The organism is Bacillus sp. JJ722, from assembly GCF_036963345.1.
Classification (GTDB): Bacteria; Bacillota; Bacilli; order Bacillales; family DSM-1321; genus Bacillus_AD.
Window position 1 is genome coordinate 18,507 of sequence record NZ_JBALMO010000023.1, and the last position, 15,565, is coordinate 34,071.

General features: G+C 36.7%; 13 protein-coding genes. 12 read left to right on the forward strand and 1 reads right to left on the reverse strand.

Annotated elements, in window-relative coordinates:
* The first annotated feature begins 414 nt into the window (after positions 1–414).
* The 3 genes from lonB (at position 415) to yihA (ending at position 5,366) form a co-directional block, all read left to right on the forward strand.
* Positions 415–2,082: an ATP-dependent protease LonB gene (gene lonB, locus V7014_RS03875; protein WP_335504366.1), complete on the forward strand. Its 1,668-nt coding sequence runs from the start codon at positions 415–417 to the stop codon at positions 2,080–2,082.
* Between the two features lie 377 nt (positions 2,083–2,459).
* Complete coding sequence (gene lon, locus V7014_RS03880) at positions 2,460–4,781, forward strand: endopeptidase La (protein WP_335504368.1); 2,322 nt, start codon at positions 2,460–2,462, stop codon at positions 4,779–4,781.
* Entirely contained in the window at positions 4,782–5,366 is a 585-nt protein-coding gene (gene yihA, locus V7014_RS03885) for a ribosome biogenesis GTP-binding protein YihA/YsxC (RefSeq protein WP_335504370.1), read from the forward strand.
* Between the two features lie 187 nt (positions 5,367–5,553).
* Here yihA and V7014_RS03890 read toward each other — a convergent pair whose 3' ends face one another.
* A complete protein-coding gene (locus V7014_RS03890) occupies positions 5,554–6,036 on the reverse strand; it encodes a LiaF transmembrane domain-containing protein (RefSeq protein WP_335504372.1) in 483 nt (160 codons plus the stop codon).
* A gap of 234 nt (positions 6,037–6,270) precedes the next feature.
* On the opposite strand from V7014_RS03890, the gene hemA reads away from it, so the two are divergent.
* The 9 genes from hemA to V7014_RS03935 all read left to right on the forward strand — a co-directional run.
* A complete protein-coding gene (gene hemA, locus V7014_RS03895; RefSeq protein ID WP_335504374.1) occupies positions 6,271–7,617 on the forward strand; it encodes a glutamyl-tRNA reductase in 1,347 nt (448 codons plus the stop codon).
* A 14-nt stretch (positions 7,618–7,631) separates the two neighbouring features.
* A complete protein-coding gene (locus V7014_RS03900; protein WP_335504376.1) occupies positions 7,632–8,465 on the forward strand; it encodes a cytochrome C assembly family protein in 834 nt (277 codons plus the stop codon).
* A 9-nt stretch (positions 8,466–8,474) separates the two neighbouring features.
* Positions 8,475–9,401, forward strand: a complete 927-nt coding sequence (gene hemC, locus V7014_RS03905; RefSeq protein ID WP_335504378.1) for a hydroxymethylbilane synthase — start codon at positions 8,475–8,477, stop codon at positions 9,399–9,401.
* 5 nt (positions 9,402–9,406) lie between these two features.
* Complete coding sequence (locus tag V7014_RS03910) at positions 9,407–10,174, forward strand: uroporphyrinogen-III synthase (protein ID WP_335504380.1); 768 nt, start codon at positions 9,407–9,409, stop codon at positions 10,172–10,174.
* A 66-nt stretch (positions 10,175–10,240) separates the two neighbouring features.
* Positions 10,241–11,227, forward strand: coding sequence for a porphobilinogen synthase (gene hemB, locus V7014_RS03915; protein ID WP_335504381.1), 987 nt, complete (start codon positions 10,241–10,243; stop codon positions 11,225–11,227).
* A 67-nt stretch (positions 11,228–11,294) separates the two neighbouring features.
* Positions 11,295–12,581: a glutamate-1-semialdehyde 2,1-aminomutase gene (gene hemL / locus V7014_RS03920; protein WP_335504383.1), complete on the forward strand. Its 1,287-nt coding sequence runs from the start codon at positions 11,295–11,297 to the stop codon at positions 12,579–12,581.
* A gap of 216 nt (positions 12,582–12,797) precedes the next feature.
* Positions 12,798–13,253 (forward strand): MarR family winged helix-turn-helix transcriptional regulator, encoded by a 456-nt coding sequence (locus V7014_RS03925; RefSeq protein ID WP_335504385.1) that lies wholly within the window; start codon positions 12,798–12,800, stop codon positions 13,251–13,253.
* 6 nt (positions 13,254–13,259) lie between these two features.
* Positions 13,260–14,984 (forward strand): ABC transporter ATP-binding protein, encoded by a 1,725-nt coding sequence (locus V7014_RS03930; protein ID WP_335504387.1) that lies wholly within the window; start codon positions 13,260–13,262, stop codon positions 14,982–14,984.
* Positions 14,981–15,565: ABC transporter transmembrane domain-containing protein (locus V7014_RS03935; protein WP_335504389.1), on the forward strand; the 585-nt coding region annotated here is incomplete at its 3' end. The genes V7014_RS03930 and V7014_RS03935, both read left to right, overlap by 4 nt.

Sequence of the window (15,565 nt, forward strand, 5' to 3'; positions counted from 1 at the left end):
CTTTCAATGCAATCTCTTTTTTTATTTTTATATAAATTAGTTTTCTTATTTTATCCCGTTCTAACTGGCGCTAAGACTCTCGCTTCAAAATGAAAGTAAAAGCGAAGACGTATAAGTGGGAGATTAAGCGCCAGTAAGAACCCGATTGGTTTAACTAATAATCGGTGGGGGATGGACGAACCCCCCCCACCGATTAAAGTTTCACTTTATACGGTTAATTTTTGTAAGAAAAGGTGATACTAGGCAGTGTAAAGTAACAGCAAAAAATCATGCTTGAATAGAGAGTGCTTTTGGTCAAATGTAAATGAACTAGGTGTTTTTTAGGTATGCTTCTATAACATAGGAAATCTTTAGGTTACATAGCCTTTTAGTCTGCACTTGACTAACTTGGTATTCTTTTCAGGAGGGAAGGCAATGAGTTGGACAACTATTATCATTATCGTACAGCTTTTTTTCGGAGTTGTAATTGGAATGTACTTCTTGAATCTTTTGAAAGGACAGAGAGCGCATAAGGTTTCCATTGATCGAGAATCAAGGAAAGAAATGGAACATTTGAAGAAAATGCGTTCAATACGTTTATCTGAGCCACTTGCTGAGAGAGTTAGACCGGCAAGCTTTCAAGAGGTTGTTGGTCAAGAAGATGGAATCAAATCATTAAAGGCAGTGCTATGTGGACCCAATCCTCAACATGTTATTATATATGGTCCTCCAGGAGTTGGTAAAACAGCAGCGGCAAGACTTGTTTTAGAAGAAGCGAAGAAAGTGGCAAAATCACCATTTAGTGCATCATCTGTCTTCGTAGAGTTAGATGCTACGACCGCACGATTTGATGAAAGAGGAATTGCGGATCCTTTAATAGGTTCGGTCCATGATCCAATTTACCAAGGTGCAGGAGCGATGGGTCAGGCGGGTATTCCCCAGCCGAAGCAAGGAGCGGTTTCCAATGCCCATGGTGGAGTCCTTTTCATTGATGAAATTGGCGAGTTACACCCTATTCAAATGAATAAGCTGTTGAAAGTTCTAGAAGATCGCAAAGTTTTCTTTGAGAGTGCCTATTATTCTGAGGAGAATCAGCAAATACCAGCTCATATTCATGATATCTTCCAAAATGGATTACCGGCCGATTTTCGTTTAATTGGTGCCACAACGAGGACACCTAATGAAATTCCACCAGCTATTCGTTCGCGATGTATGGAAGTGTTTTTTCGAGAGCTTGAGCCTGAAGAAGTCATTGCTGTCGCAAGTAATGCAGCTAATAAAGTGGGGTTAAAAGCTAGTAAAGAAGGGCTCGACTTCTTAGCTAAATACGCTCGGAATGGTAGAGAGGCAGTAAATATGGTTCAAATTGCAGCGGGATTAGCTATAACAGAGAATCGAGATACACTTAAAGACGAAGAAATTGAGTGGATTGTACAAAGTAGTCAATTGAGTCCACGTATGGATAAAAAAATCGGTCCACAATCAAAAATTGGACTTGTAAATGGTTTAGCTGTATATGGTCCGAATAGTGGAGCACTATTAGAAATTGAAGTCACGGTTATTCCGACAAAGGAAAAAGGAACGATAACAATTACCGGAATCGTAGAGGAAGAGAGTATTGGTGGTAGCGGAAAATCGATACGTAGAAAAAGCATGGCACGTGGATCTATTGAAAATGTAGTTACAGTTCTGCGTTCTATGGGAGTACCAGCTGACTCCTTTGATATTCATGTGAATTTTCCGGGTGGAATACCGATTGATGGTCCTTCGGCAGGTATAGCGATGGCTACTGGGATATATTCTGCAATTTACAAAATTCCTGTACATAAGACGGTGGCTATGACGGGAGAAATCAGCATTCACGGTGGTGTTAAACCGATTGGTGGTATCTATCCTAAAGTGAAGGCAGCCGTGCAAGCAGGCGTGAAAACGGTCATTATTCCGAAAGAAAATATGCAAAATATGTTGAAAGACTTTCGTGATATAGACATTATTCCAGTTACTCATTTTAAAGAAGTAATAGAATGCGCGTTGAAAAAAGATATCAAAACAACTGAACATCTTAATGACTTAAATATTTTACCTAAGGAAAATATGCTATAAAAGTAGTTGTACATTCAGTTTACTTTCACTATTTATCCTGTTATAACTGGCGCTAAGACTCCTGCTTCAAAATGAAAGTAAANNCCCGATTGGTTCAACTAATAATCGGTGGGGGAAGAACGAACACCCCACTGATTAAAGTTTCACTTTATCAAAATGTGGCTGATTCTTTTTCTAGAATCAGCTTTTCTGTGTAATTATCTTATTGTTTTTGGGGTAAAACAAAATGTAGTGTCTCGTATTTGTGGAAGTAAAATTTTTATATTTATACGTTATTGAGGTTAGACACGTGTCAGTATTTAAGTTAGAATTGTTAAAAGACTGTAAACATATATAGAAATGCGTGAAGTAGTGCACTTTATTTGGAGGTGTTAGGTATGACTAACAATAATGAAATCATCGTTCCCCTCCTTCCATTAAGAGGACTAATTGTATATCCAACAATGGTTTTACATTTAGATGTAGGACGAGATAAATCCATTCAAGCTTTAGAGAAAGCGATGGTAGAAGATCATCTAATCTTCTTGACAACACAATTGGATACTTCGATACAAGATCCAGATGAGGATGAAATCTATAATATCGGTACCTTAACAAAAGTAAAACAAATGTTGAAGCTTCCGAACGGAACAATTCGTGTCTTAGTCGAAGGATTAAAGCGAGCTGAAATTGTTTCTTATATTGATAATGATACATATGCAGCAGTTTCTTTGCGTACTTTTCCAGACCCAGCTGAAAAAGATGCTGAGCATCAAGCATTAATGAGAACGCTGTTATCTTCTTTTAAACAATACATAAAAATGTCAAAAAAGAATGCATCTGAAACATACACAGCAACAGCTGATATAGAAGAACCAGGTCGTTTGGCGGATATTATAACTTCGCATTTACCATTGCAAGTGAAGGGAAAACAAGAAATATTAGAAGCAATTGATGTGAAAAATCGCTTATCTATGGTTATTGATTTTATTAATAATGAGAAAGAAATTCTTCAATTAGAGAAGAAGATTGGCGAACGCGTGAAGCGTTCTATGGAAAGAACCCAAAAAGAATATTATTTGCGTGAGCAAATGAAAGCGATTCAGAAAGAATTGGGTGACAAAGAGGGAAAAACAGGTGAGGTTAGTCTTCTTACGGAAAAAATTAAAGAGGCTGGTATGCCGGAAAACGTAGAAAAGATGGCTTTGAAGGAACTAGATCGCTATGAGAAAATCCCTTCAAGCTCAGCAGAAAGCTCTGTCATTCGAACGTATATTGATTGGTTAATTGCACTTCCTTGGTCGAATGCAACAAAAGACGATCACAATCTTCGTAAAGCAGAGCGTATTCTTAATGAAGAGCATTACGGTCTTGAAAAGGTAAAAGAACGTGTCCTTGAATATTTGGCTGTTCAGCAGTTGACGAAGTCACTTAAAGGGCCAATTCTATGTTTAGCAGGACCTCCAGGAGTAGGTAAAACTAGTTTAGCAAAATCTATTGCTACGTCTTTAAATCGTAAGTTTGTACGTGTATCACTAGGTGGTGTTCGTGATGAATCTGAAATTCGTGGTCATCGTAGAACATATGTAGGTGCTATGCCGGGACGTATTATCCAAGGTATGAAGAAAGCTGGTACAATCAATCCAGTGTTCCTTCTAGATGAAATTGATAAAATGTCTAATGATTTCAGAGGAGACCCTTCATCTGCTATGCTTGAAGTGTTGGATCCTGAACAAAATCACAACTTCAGTGATCATTATATCGAAGAGACATATGATTTATCGAATGTAATGTTCATTGCTACAGCTAATAATTTAGCAACGATTCCAGGACCATTGCGTGATCGTATGGAAATCATTACAATTGCAGGCTATACAGAACTTGAAAAAATGCATATTGCGAAAGAGCATTTGCTACCAAAGCAAATTCAAGATCATGGCTTGAAGAAAACACAGTTACAAATAAAAGAAGAAGCTATCTTAAGTATTGTTCGTTATTATACGCGTGAAGCTGGTGTGCGTAGCTTGGAACGTCAGTTAGCAAGCATTTGTCGTAAAACAGCAAAAATCATTGTATCAGGCGATAAGAAACGAGTGACTATTACCGATAAAAATATCGAGGAATTTTTAGGTAAAAAACAATTTCACTATGGACAAGCTGAAAAAAATGATACAGTAGGAGTTGCGACTGGTCTTGCTTATACAACAGTAGGTGGAGATACGTTGCAGATCGAAGTGTCTTTATCATCAGGAAAAGGTAAAATATCTTTAACTGGTAAGCTTGGTGACGTTATGAAGGAATCTGCTCAAGCGGCTTTAACATGTGTTCGATCCAAAGCTGTCGAGCTAGGAATTGATGAGGACTTCTACGAGAAGTGTGATATTCATATTCACGTTCCTGAAGGGGCAGTACCGAAAGATGGTCCTTCAGCTGGGATTACTATGGCAACAGCTATTGTTTCAGCTTTAACAGGAAAGCCAATTCGTAAGGAAGTGGGTATGACCGGTGAGATTACGTTAAGAGGTCGTGTATTGCCGATTGGTGGACTTAAAGAGAAAACATTAAGTGCACATAGAGCGGGATTAACTACGATTATCCTTCCTAAAGATAATGAGAAAGACATAGAGGATATTCCAGAAAGCATTCGCGAAGAATTAAGCTTTCATCCTGTGTCAAGCATCGATGAAGTATTAGAGCTAGCATTAGTAGGGGGTAAATAAATGAAGATTACAAGCGCAGATATCGTAATAAGCGCTGTGAGAAAAGAGCAATATCCTGAGGGGGATTTACCAGAGTTTGCATTAGCGGGACGTTCGAATGTAGGTAAGTCGTCTTTCATTAATAAGATGCTTAATCGCAAAAGTTTGGCTAGAACGTCTTCTAAGCCAGGGAAAACACAAACACTAAACTTCTTTATCATTAATGAGGAGTTTTACTTTGTAGATGTACCTGGTTATGGATATGCGAAAGTATCTAAGTCAGAACGAGCTGCTTGGGGTAAAATGATTGAAACATATTTAACTTCAAGAGATCAGTTGAAAGCAGCATTATTAATTGTTGACTTACGCCATCCACCAACAAAAGATGACGTCATGATGTATGATTTCTTTAAGCATTATGATATCCCGACGATTATTATCGCCACAAAAGCGGATAAAATCCCTAAAGGAAAATGGCAAAAGCATTTGAAAGTAACAAAAGAAACGTTAGATTTAGAAAAAGGTGACGAGATCATTCTATTCTCTTCTGAAACTGGTCAAGGTAAAGAAGAAGCATGGAAGGCTCTTTCGGCACGTATGAAATAGACAGGCATTAATTGCCTGTCTTTTTGTGTTACAAATGAAAATGTAATGGAATATGTGGATAGCAGTGTGGAAACCTATGAATAAGTAGAGGTTATACAAATTGGGAAAAATGTATCCTTCTGTAAAGGTTTTAGTGACTATAAGCAAAGAACACTTTATCAAAGATAGGGTGTCTCTGCTTATACTGTTATTTTTTCATTATTAATAATGCGATACCAATGCCAACTAATAAAAGGGGCCAAAACGAAAGGATTGATCCCATTCCTGTACCGAGTGTTCCTAATAAGTCCGTAGCCTTCTCATTAAAGAGGAGTAATATTGCGATTACCATTAATATGATACCTGGCATTGAACTTGTTTTAGCTCTTCTTGATTGAAGTAAAAAGCCTAAAGAGATGATTAGAAGAAATACCCCGATTTCATTAGACCAAATGCTAAAGTATTGAATAAGATGAAAATGTAACCCGAAACCGAATAGGATAATACCGGGGAGGATGGCTTCGTTATTGTTCGCTTTATAAGCTTGTACTAAAAATGCGATTCCTACTATACACAATAATGTAGGCCAAGTATAGAAGGTTGGGAATACTTCAATCTTGGATTGATTCAGAAAAAAATATATTCCAAAAAGAATTAAAGTAGTTGCTGCAAATAGATTCCGTGAATTCATATCATTTCCAAACCTTCTTTCTAAACAAAGTACTTGAAGATGAGTGTTTAATTTGTTACGTTATTAAATAGTAATAATTATTATGTAATAAGTTAGAATACAATCTATATATATTTTATAGTAGCACAGCATGTCAATATATGTTCAAATTTTTAAAAGAGTTTGAATAATTGGCGTGTTATAATATAGTTTAAATGACTATGTAATTTTTTTCGTGGGGGTGCGAACTAAAGGATGCATATACTAGCAGTTGGATTAAATTATAAGACTGCCCCTGTTGAGATTCGAGAGCGTTTATCATTTAATGAAGCCGAACTTGCAGATGCCATGATTGCGTTACAAAAGAAGAAAAGCATATTAGAAAATATTGTTATTTCAACTTGTAATCGTACAGAAATATATGCTGTTGTAGATCAAATTCATACAGGTCGCTATTATATTAAAGAATTTTTATCGCAATGGTTTGATTTACCAGCAGAAGATTTTTCTCCATATTTATTTATTTACTCTGCGGATCGAGCAGTTGAGCATTTATTTCAAGTTACATGTGGCTTAAATTCGATGATTCTTGGCGAAACACAAATACTCGGTCAAGTGCGCTCTAGTTTTACGGTAGCTCAACAAGATGAAACAATTGGTACGGTATTTAATCATTTGTTTAAACAAGCAGTAACATTAGCTAAAAAAGCACATTCTGAAACGGAAATTAATACAAATGCTGTTTCGGTAAGTTATGCAGCAGTGGAATTAGCTAAGAAGATTTTCGGAAACTTGCATAATAAGAATGTTCTTGTTATTGGTGCGGGTAAAATGGGCGAACTTGCTATTCAAAATTTATATAGTGCGGGAGCTATGAAAGTATCTGTTATTAATCGTACACATGAAAAAGCAGTTGTATTAGCTAAGAAATTTGATGGTAAAGCGAAAGAACTTCGTGAGCTTCAATGTGCATTGGTAGAAGCTGACATTGTTATATCTTCTACCGGTGCAAAAGACTATGTGATTACAAAAGATTTAATGTCTTATGTAGAGCAAATGCGTAAGGGCCGTCCAATTTTCATGGTTGATATTGCAGTTCCTAGAGATTTGGACCCTGCATTATCACAGATAGAAAGCGTATTCTTATATGATATAGATGATTTAGAAGGTATTGTGGAAGCGAACCTACAAGAGCGAAAGGTAGCTGCTGAAGCTATATTAATGATGATAGAAGATGAGGTCGTAGTGTTTAACAATTGGTTAAATATGCTTGGTGTAGTACCAGTTATCTCTGCATTACGCGAGAAGGCATTGGCTATTCAAGCTGAAACGATGGAAAGCTTAGAAAGAAAGTTACCACAACTTTCGGATCGAGAGAGAAAAATTATTAGTAAGCATACAAAGAGTATTATCAATCAAATGTTAAAAGATCCGATACTTTATGCGAAAGAATTAGCTGGGCAAAATAATCGAGAAGAAGCATTGCAAGGATTTATGCAAACATTTAATATTGAACACTTAGTGGAACCGCAAACGGATAAACAAAAAAAGGTTCGTTCTTCTAAAATAAAAGAGCTAAAAGCTATAGTAGTTGAAGCATAAGTGGGGATATTTACATGCTTGATATTTCAATGACAAGGCTTCATGAAGTAACAGTAGTCTTGTATGCCTTAAGTGTACTTTTATATTTTATTGATTTTCTTCATAATAACCAGAAAGCAAATAAGGTTGCTTTCTGGTTGCTTGCGGTTGTTTGGTTTTTACAAACAATCTTTTTATTTCTCTATATGGAACAAACAGGTAGGTTTCCTGTACTAACTATTTTTGAGGGCTTGTATTTTTATGTATGGGTACTCATAACGTTATCGCTCTGTATTAATAAGTTGCTTAAAACGGATTTTATCGTTTTCTTTACGAATGTGCTTGGTTTTATAGTGATGGCTGTACACACTTTTGCACCAATCCAATTAGAGTCGCAAGTACTCGCACAACAACTGATATCGGAGTTGCTTCTTATTCACATAACAATGGCTATTCTTGCTTATGGAGCATTTACTTTATCTTTTGTGTTATCCATTCTATATTTAATTCAATATGATTTATTAAAGCGAAAGAAATGGGGAAAAAGATTAATACGATTAGGTGATCTTTCTAGATTAGAGAAATGGTCTTACTTATTAAATGTAATTGGCGTACCTATTTTGTTTTTTGGATTAGTACTTGGAATACAGTGGGCATATATTATATTGCCGGAGCTTAGTTGGCTTGATGCGAAAGTAATTGGTTCGATTGTTATGTTACTGTGCTATAGTATATTTATTTATGCGAAAGTAAGAAAACAAATCTATGGTAGGAAACTAGCTTATTGGAATATAGCATCCTTTTTGGTTGTACTTATTAATTTCTTTTTATTTGGTAGCTTATCGGATTTTCACTATTGGAATAAGTAGGAGGCTGTTATGCGAAAAATTATTGTCGGATCTAGAAGAAGTAAATTGGCACTTACACAAACAAACTGGGTAATTGATCAATTGAAGGCTTTGAATTTACCTTTTGAATTTGAAGTGAAAGAGATTGTTACGAAAGGCGATCGCATTCTTGATGTAACTCTTTCAAAAGTAGGTGGGAAAGGCTTATTTGTTAAGGAAATTGAACAGGCATTACTTTCAAACGAAATTGATATAGCTGTTCATAGTATGAAGGATATGCCTGCTATACTTCCGGAGGGCTTAACAATTGGGTGTATTCCAGTTAGGGAAGATCATCGTGATGTTTTAATTTCAAAGGAAGGTCTTACTTTAGAAGAATTAAAGCCGGGTGCAATTGTCGGAACTAGTAGTTTGAGAAGAAGTGCCCAAATTCTAGCAAAGCGACCAGACTCAGAAATTAAATGGATACGTGGAAATATTGATACGCGACTGCAAAAGCTTAAGGATGAAGATTATGACGCTATTATTCTTGCGGCAGCAGGCTTATCCAGATTGGGTTGGAGTTCTGATGTGGTAACACAGTACTTAGAGCCAGAGCTTTGTTTACCAGCGGTCGGACAAGGTGCATTATCAATCGAATGCCGAAGTGATGATAAGGAGCTGCTAAAAGGATTAGCTCAATTCGCTTGCCAATCTACGACGAAAACGGTAAATGCTGAAAGAGCATTTCTACATGCGATGGAAGGTGGATGTCAAGTTCCAATCGCCGGCTACGCAACAATCAATGAGAAAGAAGAAGTATCATTAACAGCATTGGTTGCTTCACCAGATGGGAAGATAATATTACAAGAACAAGTAACTGGTATGGATGCTGAAGCTGTTGGAAACAAAGCGGCTAAAGCGTTAAAAGCAAGAGGTGCACAAAAGTTAATCGATGACGCTATTGTGGAGATGTAAAATTCATGGAAACGGACTTGTTACTTCAAGGGAAAACGGTATTGATTACAAGAGAGGAACGTGATAGTAAACAATTTGCTGAGCATGTTATAAATTGTGGAGGCAAAGCTATTACGATTCCTTTAATTGATTTCCAAGCTTGTATAGTGACAGAAGAGATTAAGAGTAAACTCGCTTCAATTGAACAATATGATTGGCTGGTGTTTACTAGCAAAAACGGGGTTGATTATTTCTTTCAACAGTTTACGCACCCATTGAAACAAAAAATAGCTGTTATTGGTGAAAAGACCACTGTTGCTTTACAGAAATTCGGTTATGGTCCTCAATTTTCACCAACAAAGTTCGTTGCAGAGTGTTTTGTGACTGAATTTATTCCTACTTTGAAGCAGGATGCAAAAGTATTGGTAGTAAAAGGAAACTTAGCAAGAACCGTTATTGCTGATGAACTTCGAGAAAAAGGTTTCGTTTGTGATGAAATTATTTTGTATGAAACGGTCATGCCGAAAGAAAGTGAAAGCAAGTTGCGAGATGCTTTACTGACACAGAAGTGTGATATTATTAGTTTTACGAGCTCTTCGACAGTTCAACATTTTATGGGTGTTGTGAACCGATATAATTTGATGAAGAGAATCGAGCAAAGTAAGATTGCTTGCATTGGTCCGATTGCTAAGAAAACGGCTGAACAATATGGTTTACATGTAGATATAATCGCTGAAAAATACACTGTGGAGGGTTTGATGGACAGTATATTGGTGTATTTCTCATATGATTAAAGTAGGACCTTATTGAAGATGTTATTATAAAAAGTATTTTACATAAACAAAGGGAGGGGAATTATGATGACTGAAATTCAATTTACACGCCATAGAAGATTACGTCAAAGTGAAGGTATGCGTGCGTTAGTAAGAGAAACATATTTACATAAAGAAGATTTAATTTACCCTATTTTCATTGCTGCTGGTGAAAATGTTCGAAATGAAATTACTTCGATGCCAGGAATTTATCAATTATCTTTAGATAACCTACTAGGAGAAGTTGAAGAGTCTGTAAATCTCGGATTAAGAGCACTCATTCTCTTTGGAGTACCTTATCAACATGATAAAGATGCTTGTGGATCAGGAGCATTTGACCATAATGGGCTTATTCAACAAGCGACTCGAATGATTAAAGAGAAATACCCAGATTTGCTTATCGTTGCGGATACGTGCCTTTGTGAATACACAGATCATGGTCACTGTGGAATTGTTGAAGGAAACCAAATTCTAAACGATGAGTCATTAGAATATTTAGTGAGAACAGCGATTAGTCAAGTGGAAGCTGGAGCGGACATTATTGCGCCGTCTAACATGATGGACGGATTTGTTGCGGCTATTCGTGCAGGACTTGATGAAGCTGGATATACACATATCCCTGTTATGTCTTACGCGGTTAAATATGCATCATCATACTACGGTCCATTCCGTGATGCCGCTAATGGTGCCCCACAGTTTGGAGATCGTAAAACGTATCAAATGGATCCAGCAAATCGTATGGAAGCATTGCGTGAAGCAGAATCTGACTTACTTGAAGGAGCAGACTTCTTAATTGTTAAGCCGGCGCTAGCTTATATGGATATTATTAGAGATGTGAAAAACGATGTGAATCTACCAATCGTGTCTTATAATGTGAGCGGTGAATACAGCATGATTAAAGCAGCTGCCATTAACGGATGGCTTGATGAAAAGAGCGTTGTATTAGAAACGTTATTGGGATTAAAACGAGCAGGTTCTGACTTAATTATTACGTATTTTGCGAAAGATGTTGCTCGTTGGTTGGATGAGAAATAAAACGCTAAAAGCGGCGGATGTAAATAATAGATATTATAAAGCTTTTACTTAAAAGGAGACTATGTATATGCGCAATTATGATAAGTCACAAGCTGCTTATAAAGAAGCGGTTCGTTTAATGCCAGGCGGAGTAAACAGTCCTGTTCGAGCTTTTAAATCGGTTAATATGGATCCAATCTTCATGGAACGTGGTCAAGGATCTAAAATCTATGATATTGATGGAAATGAATATATAGACTATGTACTTTCTTGGGGGCCATTAATTCTTGGTCATAGTCATCCTGAAGTTGTTGAAGGGGTAAAGAAAGTTGCTGAAACAGGGACAAGCTTCGGTGCCCCTACTGTGGTTGAAAATGAACTAGCAAAGGAAATTATAAAGCGTGTACCATCCGTTGAAATGATTCGAATGGTCTCATCTGGAACGGAAGCTACAATGAGTGCTCTTCGTTTAGCTCGTGGTTATACGGGGCGTAATAAAATTATTAAATTCGAAGGTTGCTATCATGGACATGGAGATTCCTTATTAATTAAGGCAGGTTCAGGTGTTGCAACATTAGGTTTACCAGATAGTCCTGGTGTTCCAGAAGGTACTGCTAAGAATACCATTACAGTTCCTTATAACGATCTTGAAAGTATTCGCTATGCATTTGAACAATTTGGCGAAGATATTGCGGGTGTTATTGTAGAGCCTGTAGCAGGGAATATGGGAGTTGTACCAACACTTCCTGGATTTCTACAAGGTTTACGTGATGTAACAAAACAATACGGTGCATTATTAATCTTTGATGAAGTTATGACAGGATTCCGTGTAGATTATAGATGTGCAAGTAGCTATTATGGCATTGATCCAGATATAACTACATTTGGTAAAGTAGTCGGTGGTGGACTACCAGTAGGTGCTTTCGGTGGTAAAGAGGAAATCATGAAGCATATTGCTCCAAGTGGTACTATTTACCAAGCGGGAACACTTTCAGGAAATCCGCTGGCGATGACAGCTGGTTTGATCACATTGAAGAACTTAACGCCAGAAGACTATGTAGAATTCAAACGTAAAGGTGACATTCTGGAAGAAGGCATTTCTAAAGCAGCGGCTAAATATGATGTTCCTTGCTCATTTAACCGTGCTGGGTCAATGATTGGCTTCTTCTTCACAAATGAAAAAGTAATCAACTATGAGACAGCGAAAGGTTCGAATTTAGATTATTTTGCTGCTTTTTACCGTGAGATGGCTAACGAAGGTATTTTCTTACCTCCTTCTCAGTTTGAAGGATTATTCCTCTCAACTGCTCATAGTGATGAAGATATAGCTAAAACGATAGCAGCAACAGAAAAAGCATTTTCTACATTAAAATAATTTATAAGAAATATGATAAAGCTAACACTATAATTAGTGTTAGCTTTTTTGTGATGAAAAAAGTTTATTTAAATATATAGATATAATATTATTTCATAAAGTAATTGGATATTTTTACTTGTGGTAAGTATACAATGAGAGGAATATAATTAGCATTACTAATTAATAGGTTACCTAATAATTAACTAGGTTAATTAAAATGAGGATGGGATTGAAGTGAGTACTTCAAAAGAAATAACGAATGAACTTATTCAAGCTTTTTTACAATTTAAGAAGCTGGATTGGCAGCGCAAATCTATTACTGGAAATAATCCAAGTGAAATAAGAGTATTGCTTTGTATAAGCAATGAAGCAGAATCATCATTAAATGAAATAAAAGTATCAGAAATAAGCAAGCACCTTAAGGTGAGTACGCCTTCTATTACACAGTTGTTAAATAAGCTTGAAAAAGATGGACTCATCAAACGTAGAATGGATGAACGCGATCGTAGAGTCGTTTTAGTAAAACTAACGAGTCAGGGTGATGTTGTTGCTCAGGAAGCACGAGATCACTTTATTCAATTGTTTAGTGATCTTACCGATCATCTTGGTCTAGAAGATAGTAAAGAATTAGTAAGGTTACTATCGAATGTTTATACCTTCTTCAATGGGAAGAATAATTCAGGGAGCTGATGTTTTATGCGAAAGCTATTGATTTATCTTAAGCCTTATCGAATGCCAATTGCTTTTATATTGGGATTGCTTTTTATACAGGCACTGACAGATTTGTATTTGCCGACTTTAATGGCTGATATTATTGATGTTGGTGTAATAAAGAATGACATTCCGTATATTTGGAAAGTCGGTGGCTTTATGTTATTGGTTGCGGCAGTAGGTACAATTTGTTCTGTTGCAGCTAGCTATTTATCTGCGAAAGTATCCATGTCGTATGGGAAAGACTTACGTTATAAAGTTTTTTCTCACGTTCAAGAATTCTCATTACAAGAATTTGATCAAGTTGGAACGGCATCGCTTGTTACGAGAACAACGAACGATATTACTCAAGTACAGACGGTAGTTAATATGATTCTTCGTATGATGGTTACAGCACCGTTAATGGCTATTGGTGGAATCATCATGGCATATTCAAAAGATGCTGAATTATCAAGAGTCCTTTGGGTTGCTGTACCTATTCTATTCGTAGTGATTGGATTAGTTATTTGGAAAGGGGTCCCGCTCTTTAAGCTTGTCCAAGTCAAGTTGGATGCTATGAATCGTGTATTACGAGAAAACTTAACAGGGGTACGTGTTATCCGCTCATTTAACCGAATTAATTATGAGAAGGAACGATTTAACCGTGCAAATTTAGATTTAACTGATACTGCTATAAAAGTAAATAAAATTATCGCAACGTTAATGCCAGCTATGATGCTTATCATGAATTTCACATCTATTGCGATCATTTGGTTTGGTGCGATTCGAATCGATAGCGGCAATATGCAAGTAGGAGATTTAATGGCATTTCTACAATATGCGATGCAAATCTTGTTCTCAATGGTTATGTTATCAATGATGTTTGTCTTGATTCCAAGGGCATCAGCGTCGGCTACACGTATTTATGAAATATTGAAAATGAAACCGGTGATTGAAGAGTCTAAAAAGCAAGAATTATCAGATCGAAAAGGTTTTGTAGAATTTAACAATGTTACATTTAGTTATCCAGGTGCGGAACATCCTGCACTATGTAATCTTTCCTTTTCTTCGGGACCTGGGGAAGTTACGGCTATTATTGGTGGGACAGGTTCTGGGAAATCAACACTGATTAAACTGATTCCTCGTTTCTATGAAGTCGATTCTGGAAGTATAAAAGTAGACGGTATTGATGTACGTAATATGCCACTTGCTACTTTACGAGAAAAAATCGGGATGGTTCCTCAGAAAGCTGTGTTATTTACCGGTTCAGTTGCTGAGAATATTGCATTTGGAAAAGAAGACGCTACGCAAGAAGAAATTGAACACGCTGCAAGTATTGCACAAGCTAAAGAATTTATTGAAGATATGAAGGATGGGTATCAATCTGAAATTGCACAAGGAGGAACGAATGTATCGGGGGGACAAAAACAACGACTCTCTATTGCACGTGCACTCGTTCGAAAGCCTGAAATTTATATTTTCGATGATAGTTTCTCTGCTCTTGATTTTAAGACAGATGCAAAGTTGAGAGCCGCATTACAAACAGAAATAACAAAGTCCACTGTTTTACTTGTCGCGCAGCGTGTAACAACAGTTATGGATGCGGATCGAATTATTGTTTTAGATGAAGGAAATGTTGCTGGAATCGGAACACACCAGGAATTAATGGATAGTTGTGACGTATATCGTGAAATTGTATCCTCTCAGCTGTCAGAGGAGGAGATCGCATGAGTAAAGAAAAAGAAAATAAAAGTCATGGAGGTTTCGGCCCTCGAGGAGGAATGGGAGCTCCTGTAGCTAAAGCGAAAGATTTCAAAGGGACATTAAAGCGACTGTTACGTTATTTAAAACCACATAAATATCGCTTGTTAACGGTGTTTTTAACAGCTATTCTAAGCACATTATTCACCATTTTAGGTCCTAAAATTTTGGGTATGGCTACAACTAAAATTTTTGAAGGTGTTTCACAGAAATTTGCTGGAATTCCTGGAGCTGGAATCGATTTTGGTTATCTTACTAATATTTTGTTATTGCTAGGTGGATTGTATTTATTAAGTTCTCTGTTTGGCTTTATTCAGCAATATGTGATGGCCGGTGTAGCTCAGAAAACGGTTTATAAATTACGCCAAGAAGCAGATGATAAGATTTCACGTCTGCCGCTTAAATACTTTGACGGTACAACTCATGGTGAAACATTGAGTAGGGTTGTAAATGATATGGATAATATTAGTACAACCTTACAGCAAAGTTTAACGCAGGTTATTACATCTATTGTAACAATTATTGGTGTAATTATTATGATGTTAACAATT